Origin of the sequence: Kribbella voronezhensis, from assembly GCF_004365175.1 — a bacterium.
GTDB classification, from domain to species: Bacteria; Actinomycetota; Actinomycetes; order Propionibacteriales; family Kribbellaceae; genus Kribbella; species Kribbella voronezhensis.
The window spans coordinates 4,250,786-4,266,878 of sequence record NZ_SOCE01000001.1 but is presented as its reverse complement, the minus strand read 5'-3'; the positions used below and the strand labels follow the sequence as shown (position 1 = coordinate 4,266,878).

At 69.2% G+C, this 16,093-nt stretch carries 17 protein-coding genes; 8 read left to right on the top strand and 9 right to left on the bottom strand.

All coding sequences use genetic code 11. The annotated features are described in order from the left end of the window. Positions 1 to 58: 58 nt before the first annotated feature. The gene (locus EV138_RS19825; RefSeq protein ID WP_133980353.1) at positions 59 to 652 is read right to left on the bottom strand and encodes a helix-turn-helix domain-containing protein; all 594 of its coding nucleotides are present in this window, start codon (positions 650 to 652) and stop codon (positions 59 to 61) included. Positions 653 to 722: 70 nt separating this feature from the next. On the opposite strand from EV138_RS19825, the gene EV138_RS19820 reads away from it, so the two are divergent. Next, on the top strand, positions 723 to 1,640 hold the full coding sequence (locus tag EV138_RS19820) for a cation diffusion facilitator family transporter (protein ID WP_133980352.1): 918 nt from the start codon (positions 723 to 725) through the stop codon (positions 1,638 to 1,640). A 52-nt stretch (positions 1,641 to 1,692) separates the two neighbouring features. Here the strand turns inward: EV138_RS19820 and EV138_RS19815 are convergent, their stop codons facing one another. Next, entirely contained in the window at positions 1,693 to 1,872 is a 180-nt protein-coding gene (locus tag EV138_RS19815; RefSeq protein WP_133980351.1) for a DUF3099 domain-containing protein, read from the bottom strand. A 105-nt stretch (positions 1,873 to 1,977) separates the two neighbouring features. Here EV138_RS19815 and EV138_RS19810 point away from each other — a divergent pair, with 105 nt between their 5' ends. Next, positions 1,978 to 2,661, top strand: a complete 684-nt coding sequence (locus tag EV138_RS19810; RefSeq protein WP_133980350.1) for a response regulator transcription factor — start codon at positions 1,978 to 1,980, stop codon at positions 2,659 to 2,661. Positions 2,662 to 2,831: 170 nt separating this feature from the next. Further along, positions 2,832 to 4,130: a HAMP domain-containing sensor histidine kinase gene (locus EV138_RS19805; protein WP_238158238.1), complete on the top strand. Its 1,299-nt coding sequence runs from the start codon at positions 2,832 to 2,834 to the stop codon at positions 4,128 to 4,130. Here EV138_RS19805 and EV138_RS19800 read toward each other — a convergent pair. From EV138_RS19800 to EV138_RS19790, 3 genes are all read right to left on the bottom strand, one after another. Beyond that, positions 4,120 to 5,370: a DUF1501 domain-containing protein gene (locus tag EV138_RS19800; RefSeq protein WP_133980348.1), complete on the bottom strand. Its 1,251-nt coding sequence runs from the start codon at positions 5,368 to 5,370 to the stop codon at positions 4,120 to 4,122. The genes EV138_RS19805 and EV138_RS19800 overlap by 11 nt on opposite strands. An 8-nt stretch (positions 5,371 to 5,378) precedes the next feature. Continuing rightward, positions 5,379 to 6,698 (bottom strand): DUF1800 domain-containing protein, encoded by a 1,320-nt coding sequence (locus EV138_RS19795; protein WP_133980347.1) that lies wholly within the window; start codon positions 6,696 to 6,698, stop codon positions 5,379 to 5,381. Positions 6,699 to 6,786: 88 nt separating this feature from the next. Next, positions 6,787 to 7,245, bottom strand: coding sequence for a MarR family winged helix-turn-helix transcriptional regulator (locus EV138_RS19790; RefSeq protein WP_133980346.1), 459 nt, complete (start codon positions 7,243 to 7,245; stop codon positions 6,787 to 6,789). 132 nt (positions 7,246 to 7,377) lie between these two features. Between EV138_RS19790 and EV138_RS19785 the strand changes: the two genes are divergently transcribed. From EV138_RS19785 to EV138_RS19775, 3 genes are all read left to right on the top strand, one after another. Next, positions 7,378 to 8,562, top strand: a complete 1,185-nt coding sequence (locus EV138_RS19785) for an MFS transporter (RefSeq protein WP_133980345.1) — start codon at positions 7,378 to 7,380, stop codon at positions 8,560 to 8,562. 138 nt (positions 8,563 to 8,700) lie between these two features. Continuing rightward, complete coding sequence (locus EV138_RS19780) at positions 8,701 to 9,498, top strand: S1 family peptidase (RefSeq protein WP_133980344.1); 798 nt, start codon at positions 8,701 to 8,703, stop codon at positions 9,496 to 9,498. Between the two features lie 104 nt (positions 9,499 to 9,602). Continuing rightward, entirely contained in the window at positions 9,603 to 10,310 is a 708-nt protein-coding gene (locus EV138_RS19775) for a TetR/AcrR family transcriptional regulator (RefSeq protein ID WP_133980343.1), read from the top strand. Between the two features lie 83 nt (positions 10,311 to 10,393). Here the strand turns inward: EV138_RS19775 and EV138_RS38115 are convergent, their stop codons facing one another. Genes EV138_RS38115 through EV138_RS19755 form a run of 3 tightly spaced genes read right to left on the bottom strand, consistent with a single transcriptional unit; the run spans position 10,394 to position 14,168 of the window. Continuing rightward, a complete protein-coding gene (locus EV138_RS38115; protein WP_238158237.1) occupies positions 10,394 to 12,085 on the bottom strand; it encodes a dihydrolipoamide acetyltransferase family protein in 1,692 nt (563 codons plus the stop codon). After that, positions 12,082 to 13,077, bottom strand: a complete 996-nt coding sequence (locus EV138_RS19760) for an alpha-ketoacid dehydrogenase subunit beta (RefSeq protein ID WP_133980342.1) — start codon at positions 13,075 to 13,077, stop codon at positions 12,082 to 12,084. Before EV138_RS19760 ends, EV138_RS38115 begins: the two co-directional genes overlap by 4 nt. Positions 13,078 to 13,079: 2 nt before the next feature. Then, positions 13,080 to 14,168 carry a thiamine pyrophosphate-dependent dehydrogenase E1 component subunit alpha gene (locus EV138_RS19755; RefSeq protein ID WP_133980341.1) on the bottom strand — a complete coding sequence of 363 codons (1,089 nt, stop codon included), beginning with the start codon at positions 14,166 to 14,168 and terminating at the stop codon, positions 13,080 to 13,082. A gap of 159 nt (positions 14,169 to 14,327) precedes the next feature. Here EV138_RS19755 and EV138_RS19750 point away from each other — a divergent pair, with 159 nt between their 5' ends. Both EV138_RS19750 and EV138_RS19745 read left to right on the top strand, forming a co-directional pair. After that, positions 14,328 to 14,795: an Lrp/AsnC family transcriptional regulator gene (locus EV138_RS19750; protein ID WP_133980340.1), complete on the top strand. Its 468-nt coding sequence runs from the start codon at positions 14,328 to 14,330 to the stop codon at positions 14,793 to 14,795. A gap of 9 nt (positions 14,796 to 14,804) precedes the next feature. Continuing rightward, positions 14,805 to 15,296: a hypothetical protein gene (locus EV138_RS19745; RefSeq protein WP_133980339.1), complete on the top strand. Its 492-nt coding sequence runs from the start codon at positions 14,805 to 14,807 to the stop codon at positions 15,294 to 15,296. A gap of 9 nt (positions 15,297 to 15,305) precedes the next feature. On the opposite strand, the gene uppS is transcribed toward EV138_RS19745, so the two are convergent. Continuing rightward, positions 15,306 to 16,082, bottom strand: coding sequence for a polyprenyl diphosphate synthase (uppS, locus tag EV138_RS19740; RefSeq protein ID WP_133980338.1), 777 nt, complete (start codon positions 16,080 to 16,082; stop codon positions 15,306 to 15,308). Between the last annotated feature and the right edge of the window lie 11 nt (positions 16,083 to 16,093).

Below are 16,093 nucleotides of genomic sequence, written 5' to 3'. Positions count from 1 at the left end.
GAACGCTTCGAGCGTAGGCGCGCTGCCCACCTCCGGTCAATGGGGCGCGGGCCGGCGATCAGCTCGGCGGGTGGATGGTGGTGAGGGCCGGGGTGGTCAGGTCCGAGGGGTACTCGAGCAGCAGCACCGAGGCCACCGGCCCACCGAGCGCCTCGTACTCGTGCGGCCCGTCCGCCCGGAACGCCAGGTAGTCCCCCGGGCCGATCTCGTGCACCCGGCCGCGGGTGGCGAGCCTGAGCTGTCCGGACAGCACGACGTGATGTTCGGTTCCGGGATGGCCGGCCGAGTGCTGGACGACTCCCGGCCTGATCCGCTGGTCGTAGATCTCGAACAGGCTGCCGGGATGTTCGAGCCGCCGCAGCATCCTGAGGTCGACGGCGTCACCGCTGAGCACATCCAGCTCGGCCGAGCGGACGACGACCAGGTCCGAAGCCGGCGGCTCGTTCAGCAGCGACGAGACCGGGACGCCGAGAGCGTTCGACAGACTGAACACCGTTTCGATCGTCGGGTTGCCCGCGCCGGACTCCAGTTGCGACAGCGTGCCCTTGGCGATCCCCGACCGCCGGGCCAGTTCCGACAGCGAGATCCCCTGCTCGTCGCGCCGTGCGCGCAGATTGACGCCCAGCACCCGGCCCGCACCCTGACTTCCCACCCGGGGAGCATCCCATATCGCGGTCGCCGGCCCGTTTGACCGCGACGCCACCCGGGCACCGAGCCCGTTGATGGCTGAAGAATCCGAGGGAACCGTGCTGCTGGCCGGCGCGGCCAATCTGGCGATCGCGGTCGCCAAGTGCATCGCCGGGCTGCTCTCGGGGTCGACGGCCCTGCTGGCGGAGGCGGCGCATTCGGTCGCGGACACGCTGAACCAGGTGTTCTTGATGACGGCGCTCAAGCGCAGCCGCAAGCCGGCCGACGGCAAGCACCCGTTCGGGTACGGCCTGGAACGCTACTTCTGGTCGCTGCTCGCCGCTGTCGGCATCTTCGTCCTCGGCGCCGGGTTCTCGATCGCCGAGGGCATCCGCGCGATCCTGCATCCCGAGCCCGTCGCCGCGCTGCTGGTCGCGTACGCCGTACTCGCCGTCTCCTTCGTCTTCGAAGGAGTCTCCTGGCTGAAGGCGGTCCGGCAACTCCGGCGCGAGGCCGCCGAGCACGGCGACTCCACTCTCGAACACCTCCGCGACAGTGCCGAACCAGCGGTGAAGACGGTCGCCTTCGAGGACTCCGCAGCGCTGATCGGCCTGCTGCTCGCCGCTGTCGGCATCACACTCACCGCGGTGACCGGCAAGGAGTTCTTCGACGGTGCCGCCTCCGTTGCCATCGGCATCTTGCTGATCGGCGTCGCCTTCGTGCTCGGCCGGGACAACAAGGCGATGCTGATCGGCCAGGCCCTGCCGGCCGCCGTGGAGGAACAGATCCGCGCCGAGATCGCCGGCACCCCGGGGATCGACGCGGTCGTCGAACTCCTCAGCCTCCGGCTCGCCGCGGACCAGGTCCTGGTCGTCGTCCGGGTCGACCTCGACAACTCCGAAACCACCGGCGCCGCGGTGGAGAAGCTGGCCGAGCAGATCGACACCCAGGTCCGCCGGGAGTTCCCGGCCGTCCGCCATCTCTTCCTCGACCCGACGCCCGGCCCGTCCTGACGCTCGCAGGCCGTCCTGAGGCTCGCAGCCCGTCCTCAGGCGCGCGGGCCGCTCAGTCGTCGGGCCGGTTGGCGACGATCACGGCGATGGGCGGGATCACGGCGGCGACGCAACTCATCCCGATCGCGACCGGGATGGAGAACAGGCGCACCACGAACCAGCCGAGGCCGATCAGGGTCAGACAGGTCCCCATCAGCCAGAAGTACGCCTTTCGCCGGGTCGCTGGCTTCATCCGCGGTCTCCTTCCGCTACTTCGACCATACTCACGCTGAAGTTCTGCTGAAGGTTGCCGCCGTGGGGATCGGCACGTCACGCGCCCGGATGCGACGATGGGCGGATGGCGGCGAGGGTCCTGGTGGTCGAGGACGCGGAGGCGATCCGGACCGCTGTCGGGATCGCCCTGGAGCAAGCGGGCTGCCTGGTCCTCACCCGCCCGGACGGCGAGACGCTCGAGCGCGACCTCGCCTCCTTCCGCCCGGATCTCGTGCTGCTCGACGTGATGCTGCCCGGCCGCGACGGCTTCGAACTGCTGGAGGTCGTACGCCGTCTGTCGAGCGCGGGGATCGTCTTGCTGACCGCCCGGGACGCCGTGGAGGACAGGCTGCACGGGCTGCGGACCGGCGCCGACGACTACGTGGTGAAGCCCTTCGTCCTCGCCGAACTGATCGCCCGGGTGGAAGCCGTACTCCGCCGCATGGGCCGGCTGCGCAAAGTTCTGGAAGTCGACGACCTCCTGATCGACGTCGAAGCGAACTCGGTCACTCGCGGAGGTCAGCCGATCGACCTGACCGCGACCGAACTGAAGCTCCTCACCTTCCTCGCCGGTCGCCGGGACAAGGTGGTCGGCAAGGCGCAACTCCTGGCCGCGGTCTGGGGGTACGACGACTACGCGGCGAACCTGGTGGAGGTCCACATCAGCGCCCTCCGCCGCAAACTCGAAGCAACCGGCCCGCGCGTACTCCACACCGTCCGAGGCTCCGGCTACATCCTCCGAGCCGCAGCCCCCGGTGAGGACACATGAACCACCCACCCGGCCAAGACCCGTCCACCCCCACCCGACCCAGCCCCGCCGCCACCACACCCCAGGTCGGCGCACCACCCCAGGTTGGCGCACCACCCCAATCACCCGCCTCGACGCCAACCGCGGCTCCGTCCTCCTCACGCCTGCGGACCGAGTCCTTGCGACGGCGAGTGACAGTAACCGCGCTGGTCGTGCTGCTCGTCGTACTGCCGATCACCGGCCTGGCAGTGAAGGCGATCTTCGACGCCCAGGCCGAGCGCAACCTCAACACGCTGCTGAACGGCCGGGCCCAACTGGCCCAGCAGTTGGCCCGTCAGAACGTGCCGCCGGCGAACCTCGTCCGCCGGATCGACGCCGACGGCGTCCGGGTGACGCTCACTCTTCGCGGCGGTCAGCAATTCGGCGCCCCACCGGTCGAGCCCACCGGCCAGATCCGCGAGGTCCGCGCGACCTTGCAGGCCGGCCAGCGCACCCGCGGCGCCACCCTCATCCTCACCGCCGACACCTCACTGCTCGACGGCGCCAGCCGCACCCTGCGCCGGGTCCTGCTCATCTCCGGTGGCGCGGCCCTGCTCATCACCGCGCTGGGCCTCATCCTCGGCATGCGGTTCGCGCTGGCGCCGCTGGACGCGATGACCTCGCTTGCCCGCTCGATCGCGGCAGGGCGACGCGGTGGGCGCCTGCAGCCGACGCGCACCGACACCGAACTCGGCCGCACGGCCGCGGCCTTCGACGAGATGCTCGACTCCCTCGAAGGCGCCGAACGGACCGCGCGCGGTTCGGAACAACGCATGCGCCAATTCGTCGCCGACGCCGCCCACGAACTCCGTACGCCGATCGCCGGCCTCCAAACCGCGGCGGAAACCCTGCTCCAGTTGACTCCCGACACCCCGACACAACGCCGGGAGGAACTCGAACTCCTCCTGGTCCGCGAATCCCGCCGGGCCGGCACCCTCGTCGCGGACCTCCTCGAACTGGCCAGGATCGACGCGGGCCTTGAACTCCGCCCCCGCCCGGTCCACCTCCGCGCCCTTGCCAAGGCCCAGATCGACCGCCTCCGACTGGTTGCTCCGAGCCTCACGGTGCGCCTCGCCGGCCCGGACCTGTCGGTCTTCGCGGACCCCGACCGCCTCACCCAGATCCTCGCCAACCTCCTGGACAACGCCCGCAACGCCACCGCCGGCCGCGGCGAGGTGGACATCCTCATCAACTCCGCAGCCGAGCACCGAACCATCGAGATCGTTGTCCAGGACAACGGACCCGGCGTGCCACCGCCGGACAGAGAGCGGATCTTCCAACGTCTCGTCCACGGCGAGCGCAGCCAAGGCTCCGGCCTCGGTCTCCCGATCGCCCGCGGATTCGCCCGCGCCCACGGCGGTGAGCTCGTCTGCACCGATCGCCCCGACGGCCGGCCGGGTGCGTGCTTCCGCCTGAGGTTGCCAGCGGCAACCACGTCGCTCACACCTTGAGCAACCCGTCGACCTGGCCGTCGTACCCGTCGAGCACCTTGCCCGGATCGCAGCCGAGCACATCCCGCAGTACCGTCCCGTAGACGTCGCGGAAATCCGTCGTCGCCTTGAGATCGCCGTTCGACAGGTCGGTCAGGCTCGGCTGCTCCCCGAAGAAGCCGCCCTTCACCTTGTCGCCGATCACGAACAGCGGCCCTGCCGTGCCATGGTCGGTCCCGTCGCTCCCGTTCGCATGCACCCGCCGCCCGAACTCGGAGTACACCAGGACGACGACCTGCCGTCCCCGATCGCCCTTCCGCATCCGCTCGACGAACGGCGTCAGCGCCCCGTCCAACTCACCGAGCAATCGTTGCTGAGTGCCCCTTTCGTCGGCGTGCGTGTCGAAACCACCGAGCGACACGGAGTACGCCCGCGTCGGCACCCCGGCCTCGATCAGTCCGGCAACGAGGTCCAACTGCGCGCCCAGCTGCGACCCGCCACCGGCCGAGGTCCCCTTGGTCTTCTCGTCGTCCTCGTCGTCCTCGGTGTCGGCCTGGTCGTGCACAGCACCTCCGAGCACCCGGACCGCTTCCTGCAGGTCCTGCAGCGACTTCGCCGCCTGCGCCTGCCAATGCTCCTCACCGGCCAGAGGCTTGCCCAACGCCGCGAACGCAGTACCGAGCTTTCCGTCCGGGAGTTTGAGTCCGCGGACCGGTAGAGACGCTGCCGCCGTCGTGGCCCCTGCTAACAACGGCGGCAGCGTCGGCTCCACCGACACCGCCCGCAACGGATCCGAGCCGGTGGCGTCGAGCCATCGGCCCAGCCAGCCGGTCGGTACCGAGGTCTTCGGCGAGGCGGTCTGCCAGATCGCCATCGACCGGAAGTGACTGCGATCCGGATCGGGATAGCCGACCCCGCGCACGATCGCGAGCGACTTGTCGTCCCACAGGCCCTTCAGCCCCTTCAAACCAGGGTTGAGTCCCAGGCCGTCACCAAGATCCAGGACGTCGTTCGGCTGATACGCGAGATCCGGCCGAGCCTGCTGGTACGCCGGATCGCCGGCCGGGATCACTGTGTTCAAGCCGTCGTTCCCGCCGTACAGCGTCACCACGACGAGCACGGAATCCTCACTGTTCAAGGGATCCCGGACCGCAGCGGTCATCAGGTCGGACCAGCTCACCTGCGTCGCGCCGACCGCGAGCGCACCCGCAGCAGTCACTCCGCTCATCGTCAGGAACCGGCGCCGGGTCAGGTTGTCCATGATTCTCCTCAACCGCTCACTACGTACTCGGGCGCGCAGGCCGCGACGGCGACCATTTGCGCGGGTTCGGTCACACCGGCCAGGGCATCTCGGGTCCGCGTCGACCACTGATCGACCCCCAGCAAAGCCCGTACTCCGTCGACGCGCGCGCTGGACTTCTGCAGTTGCCCGAGCTCGGCATTCCTTGCCAGCAAGAGCGCAAGCTGCAAGCGGGTCACGCCGGCTGAGGTGGTCAGCCAGCTTCCCCCTGACGGCCAACCGCCGACGCTCGGCGGTCGCAGCGGGAGTTGCCCCATCCCCCGCAACCCCGCGAGCACTTTCATCCGGCTCTTGTCGTCGAGCTTGGCCGGCTGTACCCCGAGGGCCCGCATCAGCCCGACCACCCACTCGACCGGCTGCTTCACCAGAGTCGATCCGCTGTCCCTGAAAGCAGGCTCCGCGGTGATCGCCTTGAGGACGGCGCCGACATCCCGGCGTACCCCGTAGGCCGCCACGAGCCGGTCCATCGTCGCGGCCGGCGGCGGCGTCGCCGACACGAGCCGGAACCACAACCGCTCGATCACGAACGGCGCCGACTCCGGCTTCGCGAGCGCGAGGTCGACGAAACCCTTCGCATCGAAGTTGCCGGTCTTGCCCAGCATCGTCTTCGGCGCGGAGTCGTGCCGGGCCGGGACGAACCGGGCCTGCGTCGACGTACGCCGAATCGTCCAGCCGGTCAGTGCGCGAGCACCTTCGAAGACGTCGGTCTCGGCGTAGTGACCGATGCCGAGCGTGAACAGTTCGAGGAACTCGCGCGCCAGGTTCTCGTTCGGCGACCCTTCGCGGTTGTCGTTGCCGTCCAGCCACCGAATCATCGCCGCGTCGACCACCATCGCCCGCGCGAGTTCGGTGAAGCTGCCCCGAGCGAACTTCCGGAACGTCTGGTTCTGCGCGAGCATCAACTGCGGACTCCGCACCTTCTGCTCACTGGTCGCGAAGTGCCCGTGCCAGAACCAGGTCAACCGCTCGGTCGCAGCCCCCGCGGGCCCGCCAACGGCTCCCCCGCTCGCCACCATCCGGTCGAGCCACCACCCGGTAACCTTCGCCTCTTGCGCGACCCGGGCCTTGTTCGCCGCCTTCCTGGCTTCCTTGTCCCGCTTCTGCCCCTTGGCCGGCTTCTCGACCGGCGCCGGAGCCGTCAACGCCGGTGGCGGCGCACCTTCCCCGGCCACCCCGAGCAACCGCCGTACGGCGACGTCGTACCCGGCCTCCGCATCCCCCGGCCCGAGCCCGAACCCCAACCGATCATGCAACCGCCGCACGGCCGCGCGCTCACTGATCTCACCCATGTCCCCGATCTTGGCCAGCCCCTCACCCCCGGGACCACCTTCCGGCCTCGATCTTCAGCCAACCCACAGCCGGTCGCCGGAGCGTTCGTCAGCCGGCTTTTGCGGGGAGGGCGAGTTCTGAGAGCGCGGTGACGAGGGGGGAGAGTTCAGGGAGGTCGGCGGCTTTGGCCAGGGCGGTGGTCAGTACTGCGTCGTGGGTGGGCTGGGCCTGGTCGAGAAGGGCGCGGCCGGCCGGGGTGACTTCGGTGTAGATGCCGCGGCGGTCGGTGGGGCAGAGGTAGCGCTCGAGGAGTTTGCGGTCCTCGAGGCGGTTGACCAGGCGGGTCGTCGCGGACTGGCTGAGCACCACCGCGTTCGACAGCTGGTTCATCCGCAGGTGGTAGTCGTCCTGGCGGGCGAGCACGTCGAGCACGCTGTACTCACTCACCGACAAGCCGTGCTGCTTCTGCAGTGCCCGCTCCAGCTCGTCCTCGATCCGGGCATGCAGCGCCGCCAGCGTCCGCCATCCCTGGGCGCGCGCCTCGGCGGCGTCATCCGGTAGTCCCACAGCTCCTCCTCGGCCCGCGCTTGAACTTCACCGTTGCATGAGGCAGTATGACGCTTATGCAATAGCCCGCGTGTGCAACTATCGCGGACGCCGGTAACAGTCACAAGACTACGTTCGAGGAGAGCAGAAACCATGCCCGCCGCTTTGCTAGCGCTGGCCATCGGTGCCTTCGGGATCGGCACCACCGAATTCGTCATCATGGGTCTGCTGCCGGAGGTCGCCACCGACTTCGGCGTGAGCATCCCCTCGGCCGGACTGCTGATCTCCGGCTATGCGCTCGGTGTCGTCGTCGGTGCCCCACTGCTCACCGCGATCGGCTCGAAGATCTCCCGCAAGACCGTGCTGATCGCCTTGATGGGCCTGTTCGTCGTGGGCAACCTGATCTCCGCGGTCGCTCCCTCGTACGGCGTACTCATGGCCGGCCGGATCGTCGCGGCGCTGTCGCACGGCGCGTTCTTCGGGGTCGGCTCGGTGGTCGCCGCGTCGCTGGTCCCGAAGGCGAAGCAGGCCAGCGCGATCGCGCTGATGTTCACCGGGCTGACCGTGGCGAACGTGCTCGGCGTACCGGGTGGAACCGCGCTCGGTCAGCACTTCGGCTGGCGCTCCACCTTCTGGGCCGTCACCGCTCTCGGGGTGATCGGCCTGCTCGGCATCGTCGCGCTGGTTCCCAACCAGTCGGTGAGCGAAGGGCCGGGCCTGCGCAGCGAACTGGCCGTGTTCCGCAACCTCCAGGTGTGGCTCGCACTGGCGATGACCGCGTTCGGTTTCGCCGGCGTGTTCGCGTCCTTCACCTACATCGCGCCGATGATGACCGAGGTCGCCGGCTTCTCCTCGGGCACCGTGACCTGGCTGCTGGTGCTTTTCGGCGGCGGCCTGGTGGTCGGGAACCTCCTCGGCGGCAAGGCGGCGGACCGATCGCTGATGCCGAGCCTCTACGTGATCCTCGCGCTGCTGGCCGCAGTGCTGGCCGTCTTCGTCTTCACCGCCCACGCAAAGTTGCCGTCGGCAATCACCATCGCGTTGTTCGGTGCGGCTGGATTCGCCACCGTGGCGCCGCTGCAGAAGCGGGTGATGGACAAGGCGAAAGGTGCGCCGGCACTCGCCTCCGCCGCGAACATCGCCGCCTTCAACCTCGGCAACGCGGGCGGCGCCTACCTCGGCGGCCTCACCATCGAGCACGGCCTCGGCTACACCGCGCCCAACTGGGTAGGCGCCGCCTTGGCCGCCTCGGGCCTCGCCGTAGCCCTGGTGTCAGGCCTCCTCGACCGGCGCCATCGCCCAGCCGAGCAGCCGGGCGCAGTACTCACCACTGTCTGATTCGGCGTGACACAGCGCTGCGCCGTCACCGATGTGCCTCAAACAATCGCTTGCGCTACCCACCGTGTTCGGGTGACTCTTCTCCGCACATGGCTGCTCCGGCCCTTGCAGCCAGAGATGACACCTGGAGCGTGAGGCATGACCGGAAAGCTCAAGTTCGCCCGTACGGCGCTGGCCGTCACCGCGGTCGCCCTGGCATCAGCCGGCGCCGTCGGTACGGCCGAGGCGAGAACGGCGCCGCCGACCACCAACATCGTCGGTGGCTCGCTGGCCAGCACCGCGCAGGCGCCCTGGGCGATCGCGCTGAACAACAGCAACTCCCCGGTGCCCAGCGGTCAGTACTGCGGCGCCACGCTCGTCGCGGCGAACAAGCTCGTCACCGCGGCGCACTGCGTCGGGCAGCCGCGGAGCACCTACACCGCCATCCAGGGCCGGGACGACCTGAAGTCGACCGGCGGCCGGACCTCGAAGATCTCGAAGATCTGGAAGGACCCGCAGTACGGGCGGGTCGGCGGTCACGACGTCGCGGTCCTGACCCTCACCACGCCGTTCATCGGAGTCGCCACGCTGCCGCTGGAGACCAGCCGGGCCGCGGACGCCGTCGGCGCGCAGTCGACCGTCTACGGCTGGGGCGACACGGAGGGCACCGGGCCGGAAGACCGGTTCCAGAAGGTTCTCGTGCCGGTGCTCGGCGACGCGTACTGCGGTGACGTGTACGCGAGCGACGGTTACGTGGCCAACGGCGAGATCTGCGCCGGGTACAAGTCCGGCGGCAAGGACTCCTGCCAGGGCGACTCCGGCGGCCCGCTGGTCCTGAACGGCCGGCTCTTCGGCGTCGTCTCCTGGGGCATCGGCTGCGCGGACGCCGGCAACCCCGGTGTGTACGCCGAGGTCGCGTCGTACGCCTCCGCTCTCCAGGCCCAGATCAACAGCTGACTCGTCCCCTCGGATGGCCGGGCCCACGGGGACCGGCCATCCGGTGCATGGGGCTGAAACGTCGTGTTTCGCTCTGGGACGATGTTTCAGCTAGGGTCTCGGTCATGGCCCGGGAAGCGGATGCGAAGACCGTGCTCGGGTCGGTGTGGTTGCGCGCGGAGCCGGGCGAGACGCGGGCGCCGCTGAGCCGCGAGGACATCATTCAGGCGACGATCGAGATCCTCGACCGGGACGGCCTGGAGAAGTTGTCGATGCGTCGCCTCGCCACCGAGCTCGGTACGGCGGCGACGTCGGCGCTCTACTGGCGAGTGGCGAACAAGAACGACCTCCTCGAACTGGCCGTCGACACCGTCATCGGTGAAGCCTTGGTACCGGCCGACGACGGCGATTGGCGCGACCGACTCACGGTGCTCGCGCGAGCGGCGTACGACGTCCTCGGGCAGCACTCCTGGGCGCCACAGCTACTCGCGAGCCACGCGGGACTCGGACCGAACTACCAGGCGTACGCCGAACGCGTGCTCACGATTCTCACCGCGGCCGGGTTCAAGGGTGTGCACCTCGATGCGGCCGTCTCCGCGGTCTTCCACTACGTGGTCGGTGCCGCGGTCACCGACGCAGCGTGGACCGCGATCGTCCAGCGCAGCGGCATGAGTGAGCAGGAGTGGGCCGATGCCGCCGGCGACCAACTAGGTGTCGGCGCCGCGACCCTGGCCGCGTACCTCAACCGCGAAGACCTCGCCGGTCCGCAGGCGCGCTTCGAAGCCGGCCTCCGCGCCGTCCTCATCGGCCTCCGCCCCCGCCAACTCCGCTGATCCACCGAGGCCGGCGCTGAGCTCCGAGGCCGGCGCTGAGCTCCGTGGCCGGCGCTGAGCTCCGTGGTCGGCGAGAGCGGAGGTCAGAGGTCGGCGAAGGCTGAGGTGGGCGACTCGAAGGCGTCGGCGACGAAGCGGAGGAAGCCGGCCGCGACACCGCCGTCGCAGACCCGGTGGTCGAAGACGAGCGACAACTGGGTGAGCTTGCGGATCGCCAGTTCGCCGTCCACCACCCACGGCCGGTCGATGATCCGGCCGACACCGAGGATCGCGACCTGCGGATGGTTGATGATCGCCGCGCTGCCGTCGACGCCGAAGCTGCCGTAGTTGTTCAGCGTGAACGTCCCGCACGACAATTCCCGCGTCGACAACCGCCCGTCCCGTGCGGACGCCGTCAACCGCCGGATCTCCGCATCCAGCCCGCGAGCCGTCAACGCCTGCGCATCGGCAACAGCCGGTACGACGAGGCCGCGGTCGGTCTGAGCCGCCAGCCCGAGGTTGATCCCGTCGTACTGAACCAGTTCCTCCCGCTCGGTGTCGACGAACCCGTTCAGCTCCGGATACTTCTGCAGACCGGCCACCACGAACCGCGCCATCAGCGCCAGCAGCCCCGGCCCCGGATCAGTTGCCGTCCGCAACGACTCGCGCAGCTCCACGAGCGCGGTCGCATCAACATCCACCCAGGTCGTCGCCTCCGGAATCTCCGCCCGACTCCGGCTCAACGTCGCCGCAACCGCCTTCCGGAACCCACTCATCGGCGTACGCCGCAACTCCGCCAACCCGGTGCGGCTGTCCTGCCCGGCTGCCACCACATCCGCACCGCCCTGACCGGTCGCCTGCGGCACCATCGCACCACTCCGACGCTCCGGCTGCGGCGCAATCGCTCCAGCCACAATCGCTCCAGCCGCTTGCACCGACGCCGATGCCTCGCCGGCCGTCCCCGCCTGCGGCGCGGCGATCGCCGCCTCCACGTCCCGCCGGGTGATCACCCCACCAGCACCGGACCCGATCAGCGCTCGCAGGTCAACCCCCGCATCCCGCGCAAGACGCCGCACCAGCGGCGAAATCACCAACGGCACCCGCGCTCCCGCGGACCCATCGCCCACCCCGCCGGCGACGGATGCGACCGACCCGGCGGAGCCGGTGGAGTCGCTGGAGCCGGTGGAGTCGCTGGAGCCGCTGGAGCCGCTGGAGCCGGTGGAGCCGGTGGAGGCGGGCGAGCCGGTGGACGCGCCGGAGGCGGGCGAGCCGGTGGACGCGCCGGAGGCGGGCGAGCCGGTGGACGCGCCGGATGCGGGCGAGGGCGTGCTTCGCTCGCCGAGCGCGACGCCGTTCGACAAATGCTCTGGTGCGACCCCGTTCGGGGTGTGCTCGGGTGCGACGCCGTTCGGGGTGTGCTCGGGTGCGGCGGCGCTCTGCGCACCGCGCCGCTTGCGGCGTCTGCCGGTGGTGCCGCCTTCCGGTGTCCCGTAACCAATCAGGACATTGCCTGAGCCGGCCTTTTCTTCCTCGCGGTAGGTTTCCGCCGCGGGAGCGGCGATGCCGATGGTGATGAGCGGTTTGCCGACGTCGACGGTGGCACCGGCGTCGGCGTGGAGTTCGGCGACGACACCGGCGTACGGCGACGGCACCTCCACGATCGACTTGGCCGTCTCGACCTCGGCGACCGGTGCGTCGACCGCGACCACGTCGCCCACCGCGACGAGCCAGCGCACGACCTCGGCCTCGGTCAGCCCTTCACCGAGATCGGGCAGCAGAAAAGTCTGCGTGGTCACGAGTCCTCCCACTGCAGGTCGTCGACCGCGTCGAGGATCCGATCCACCCCAGGCAACTGGTGCCGCTCCAACTTCGGCGGCGGGTACGGGATGTCGAACCCGGTCACCCGCCGGATCGGCGCGGCCAGCGAGTGGAAGCACCGCTCCGTCACCCGAGCCACGATCTCCGAAGACACACTCGCGAACCCACTCGCCTCGGCAACCACAACCGCCCGCCCGGTACTACGAACCGCCGCGCACACCGTCTCGTCGTCGAACGGCACGATCGACCGCAGATCGACGACCTGGAGTTGCCGTCCGTCGGCGGCCGCAACCTCGGCTGCTTCGAGCGCGATCGGCACCGTCGGCCCGTAAGCGATCAGGGTCGCGTCGCGGCCTTCCCGGCGTACGACGGCAGTCCCGATGCCCGGCTGCTCGACCGAGAGATCGACCTCTTCCTTCGCCCAGTAGAGCTTCTTCGGCTCCATGAAGATGACGGGATCGGGGTGCTCGATCGCCTTGCGCAGCAGGGTGTATGCGTCGGCGACAGTGGCCGGTGCGACCACGGTCAACCCGGGGGTGTGCGCGTAGTAGCTCTCGGAGGAGTCGCAGTGGTGCTCCACGCCGCCGATGCCACCGGCGTACGGCATCCGGATCACCATCGGCAGCGTGACGCGGCCGCGGGTGCGGTTCCGCATCTTCGCGACATGCGAGACGACCTGCTCGAAGGCCGGATACCCGAACGCGTCGAACTGCATCTCCACGACCGGCCGCATCCCGTTCATCGCCAGCCCGACCGCCATCCCGACGATGCCGGACTCGGCCAACGGGGTGTCGAAGCAACGATCCTCGCCGAACTCGGCGGTCAGCCCGTCGGTGATCCGGAAGACCCCGCCGAGCGCACCGACGTCCTCGCCGAACATCAGCACGGTCTCGTCGGCCTTCATCGCATCGCGCAGCGCCTGATTGAGGGCCTGCGCCATCGTCAGTTTCACCAGCGTGGTGGCAGTCATCGTCATGCTTCTTCCCGGGCGAGTTCGTCCTGCAGGAAGGCGGCCTGCTCCTTCAGTTGCGGGGTCTTCTCGGCGTACAGGTGGTCGAAGAGTTCAGCCGGATCCGGCTGAACCTCCTCCATCAACCCGACCCGCAGTGCCTCCGCCGCTTCGTCAGCGGCAGCCACGACCTGTTTCTTCAGAGACTCGCCGAGCAGACCGCGCTCGACCAGGAACGCCTCGAGCCGCTTCAGCGGATCCCGCTCCAGCCACGGAGCGACCTCGGCATCGTTGCGGTAGCGGGTGGCGTCGTCCGCGTTCGTGTGCGCCTGTACGCGGTACGTGTGCGCCTCGATCAACTGCGGCCCCTCACCGGCCCGCGCCTTGTCGACCGCCTGTCCCAGTACCGCGAGCAGGCCGGCCAAGTCGTTGCCGTCGGCCCGTTCTCCCGGTACGCCGTACCCGATCCCCTTGTGCGCAAGGGAAGGCGCCACGGTCTGCCGGGCGAGCGGTACGGAGATCGCGTACTCGTTGTTCTGGATGAAGAACACCACCGGCGCCTTGAACACCGCGGCGAAGTTGAGCGCCTCGTGGAAGTCACCTTCGCTGGTGGCGCCGTCACCGCACAACGCCATCACGACGGTGTCCTCGCCCTTGAGCCGCGCCGCGTGGGCGACTCCGACCGCGTGGATCAACTGCGTCGCCAACGGGGTCGCCTGCGGGGCGACGTTGCGCTGGTACGGGTCGTAACCGGAGTGCCAGTCGCCGCGCAGCAGCGTCAGCGTCTCGATCGGATCGACCCCCCGGCTGATGATCGACACGGTGTCGCGGTACGTCGGGAACAGCCAGTCCTGGTCGCGCAGCACCATCGTGGCGGCCACCTGGCACGCCTCCTGCCCGTGCGAAGACGGGTAGACCGCGAGCCGGCCCTGCCGGACGAGCGCGCCCGCCTGGTCGTTGATCCGGCGCCCCTTCACCAACTGCGCGTAACCGTCGACCAGGGTCTGCTCCGAGGGCAGGCCGTACTGCGGATGGTCGTGCGGTACGCCGTGTTGGTCGATCAACTGGATCGGTTCGGCGGAGGGGAGCAGGCGCTCCTCGACGGTAGTCATAGACCCTCCTGCGCAGGAGACGGACGGATGGCTCATCGTCGTACTTCTGGCCAAACGGATCCATAGCTGGGAGAATCGCGAGACATTCGATCAGTTCAGACCGTTTCGAGGAGCATTTTGTCCGACCAGGCGTCGTCCACGTCCGCCGAAGCTGGACAGTTGGCCGCTCCCGCTGACCACCACTTCGTCGCCCCGGCGCTGGACGAGGTCGACCGGCAGCTGGTCGAGGCGCTCGGGCGGGACGGCCGGATGTCCATTCGCGCCCTCGCCGACCAGGTGCACATCTCCCGCGCGAACGCCTACGCCCGGGTCGAGCGGCTCACCCAGACGGGCGTGATCACCGGGTTCACGGCAACGGTCGACCCGCTCAAACTCGGGTTGGCGACCTCGGCGTACGTCACTCTCAGTCTCCGGCAGAGTTCCTGGCGCACCCTGCGGACCCAGCTCCAGGCGATCCCCGAGGTCAAGCACATGGCGCTGGTCGGCGGCGACTTCGACGCCATCCTGCTGGTCCGCGCGGCCGACAACGAGGGCCTGCGCCGCGTCGTCCTCGAGAAGCTCCAGGCCATCCCCGAAGTCCTCGCCACCCGCACCGCCCTGATCTTCGAAGACCTCAGCTCGCTCTAGCATGACCGGATGCGACGCTCTCGGATGCTGCTCCTGCTGGCGGTCGGCTGCGCCTCGCTGACCGGTTGCGGTCCGGGTCAGTCCGGGATGATCGGGCTGAGCGTGGACGACGCGGGCCGCACGATCGTCGTACTGCAGGACTGCAAGGGCGACATCGACAAGCTGAAGCTCGTCATGCTCGGCAGGCTCAAGACCGATCCCGAGACGGTGCTGGTCGAGTGGTCGAACCCCAAGTCGCCGAAGGGCGTCGTGCAGTTCCCGCTGGTCGAAGGTGCGGGGAAATGGAAGCCGCAGTCACCGGTCCCGGAATTCGACGTGACCCGGCACTACCAACTGCGGGGCAAGAAGGAGAACGACTGGTCGAATGCCATCGACATCACCTTCACCCCGACGGAGTTGAAGGATCTCCAGCCCGGCCAGGTCCTGCGCTGGAAGCGCGGGCTGGGTGAGGCCAACGAAATCGTGACGATGGACGAGTACACGCCGAAAGACTGCGGCTGAGAGCCGGTACTACGCGCCGCGGCGGCGGTGCCGGTCGGCGTACGAGCGGAGGGCGCGGAGGAAGTCGACCTCGCGGAAGGCCGGCCAGTACGCCTCGCAGAAGTACAGCTCGGAGTAGGCGCTCTGCCAGAGCAGGAAGTTCGACATCCGTTGTTCGCCGCTGGTGCGGATGATCAGATCGGGGTCCGGCTGGCCGACGGTGTAGAGGTGCTTGGTGATGTCGTCGGCGCTGAGCGTCTCGGCCAGGGTGTCGAGATCGTTGCCTGCTTCGGCCTCGGACTCCAGCAGCGACCGGACTGCCTCGACGACTTCCTGACGACCGCCGTACCCGATCGCCAGCGTGATGTGGTTGCCGGTGGCGCAGTCCTTGGTCGCCTCGACCGCGTTCTTGAGCGCGTACGCCGTACTGTCCGGCAGCAGGTCGAGCAGACCCGCGATGTGCACCTGCCAGCGACCGCCGGGCTGCGAGAGACGGCTCGCGACGATCTCCTCGGTGACTTCCATCAGGTAGGCGACCTCGGCGTCGCCGCGCTTGACCAGGTTCTCGGTGGAGCAGAGGAACACCGTCACGTGGTCGACGCCGGCGGTCTCACACCAGCCGAGCACCTTCTCGACGTGCAACGCGCCGTACCGGTGACCGACGCTCGGATTCGCGTGCCCCTTGCCGCGCGCCCACCGCCGGTTCCCGTCCATCACGATCCCGATGTGCCCCGGCAACGCCCGCCCCTTGAGCTTGCGCCGAACCCGCCGCGCGTACAGGGCATAAACGAGATCCTTGAAAGACATCCCCGCAACCT

Excerpts from the sequence above, each read along its gene's own strand:
- EV138_RS19820 (WP_133980352.1), top strand. The coding sequence starts at position 723 with ATGGCTGAAGAATCCGAGGGAACCGTGCTGCTGGCCGGCGCGGCCAAT.
- EV138_RS19815 (WP_133980351.1), bottom strand. The coding sequence starts at position 1,872 with ATGAAGCCAGCGACCCGGCGAAAGGCGTACTTCTGGCTGATGGGGACC.
- EV138_RS19810 (WP_133980350.1), top strand. The coding sequence starts at position 1,978 with ATGGCGGCGAGGGTCCTGGTGGTCGAGGACGCGGAGGCGATCCGGACC.
- EV138_RS19800 (WP_133980348.1), bottom strand. The coding sequence starts at position 5,370 with ATGGACAACCTGACCCGGCGCCGGTTCCTGACGATGAGCGGAGTGACT.
- EV138_RS19795 (WP_133980347.1), bottom strand. The coding sequence starts at position 6,698 with ATGGGTGAGATCAGTGAGCGCGCGGCCGTGCGGCGGTTGCATGATCGG.
- EV138_RS19785 (WP_133980345.1), top strand. The coding sequence starts at position 7,378 with ATGCCCGCCGCTTTGCTAGCGCTGGCCATCGGTGCCTTCGGGATCGGC.
- EV138_RS19780 (WP_133980344.1), top strand. The coding sequence starts at position 8,701 with ATGACCGGAAAGCTCAAGTTCGCCCGTACGGCGCTGGCCGTCACCGCG.
- EV138_RS19775 (WP_133980343.1), top strand. The coding sequence starts at position 9,603 with ATGGCCCGGGAAGCGGATGCGAAGACCGTGCTCGGGTCGGTGTGGTTG.
- EV138_RS19760 (WP_133980342.1), bottom strand. The coding sequence starts at position 13,077 with ATGACTGCCACCACGCTGGTGAAACTGACGATGGCGCAGGCCCTCAAT.
- EV138_RS19755 (WP_133980341.1), bottom strand. The coding sequence starts at position 14,168 with ATGACTACCGTCGAGGAGCGCCTGCTCCCCTCCGCCGAACCGATCCAG.
- EV138_RS19745 (WP_133980339.1), top strand. The coding sequence starts at position 14,805 with ATGCGACGCTCTCGGATGCTGCTCCTGCTGGCGGTCGGCTGCGCCTCG.
- uppS (WP_133980338.1), bottom strand. The coding sequence starts at position 16,082 with ATGTCTTTCAAGGATCTCGTTTATGCCCTGTACGCGCGGCGGGTTCGG.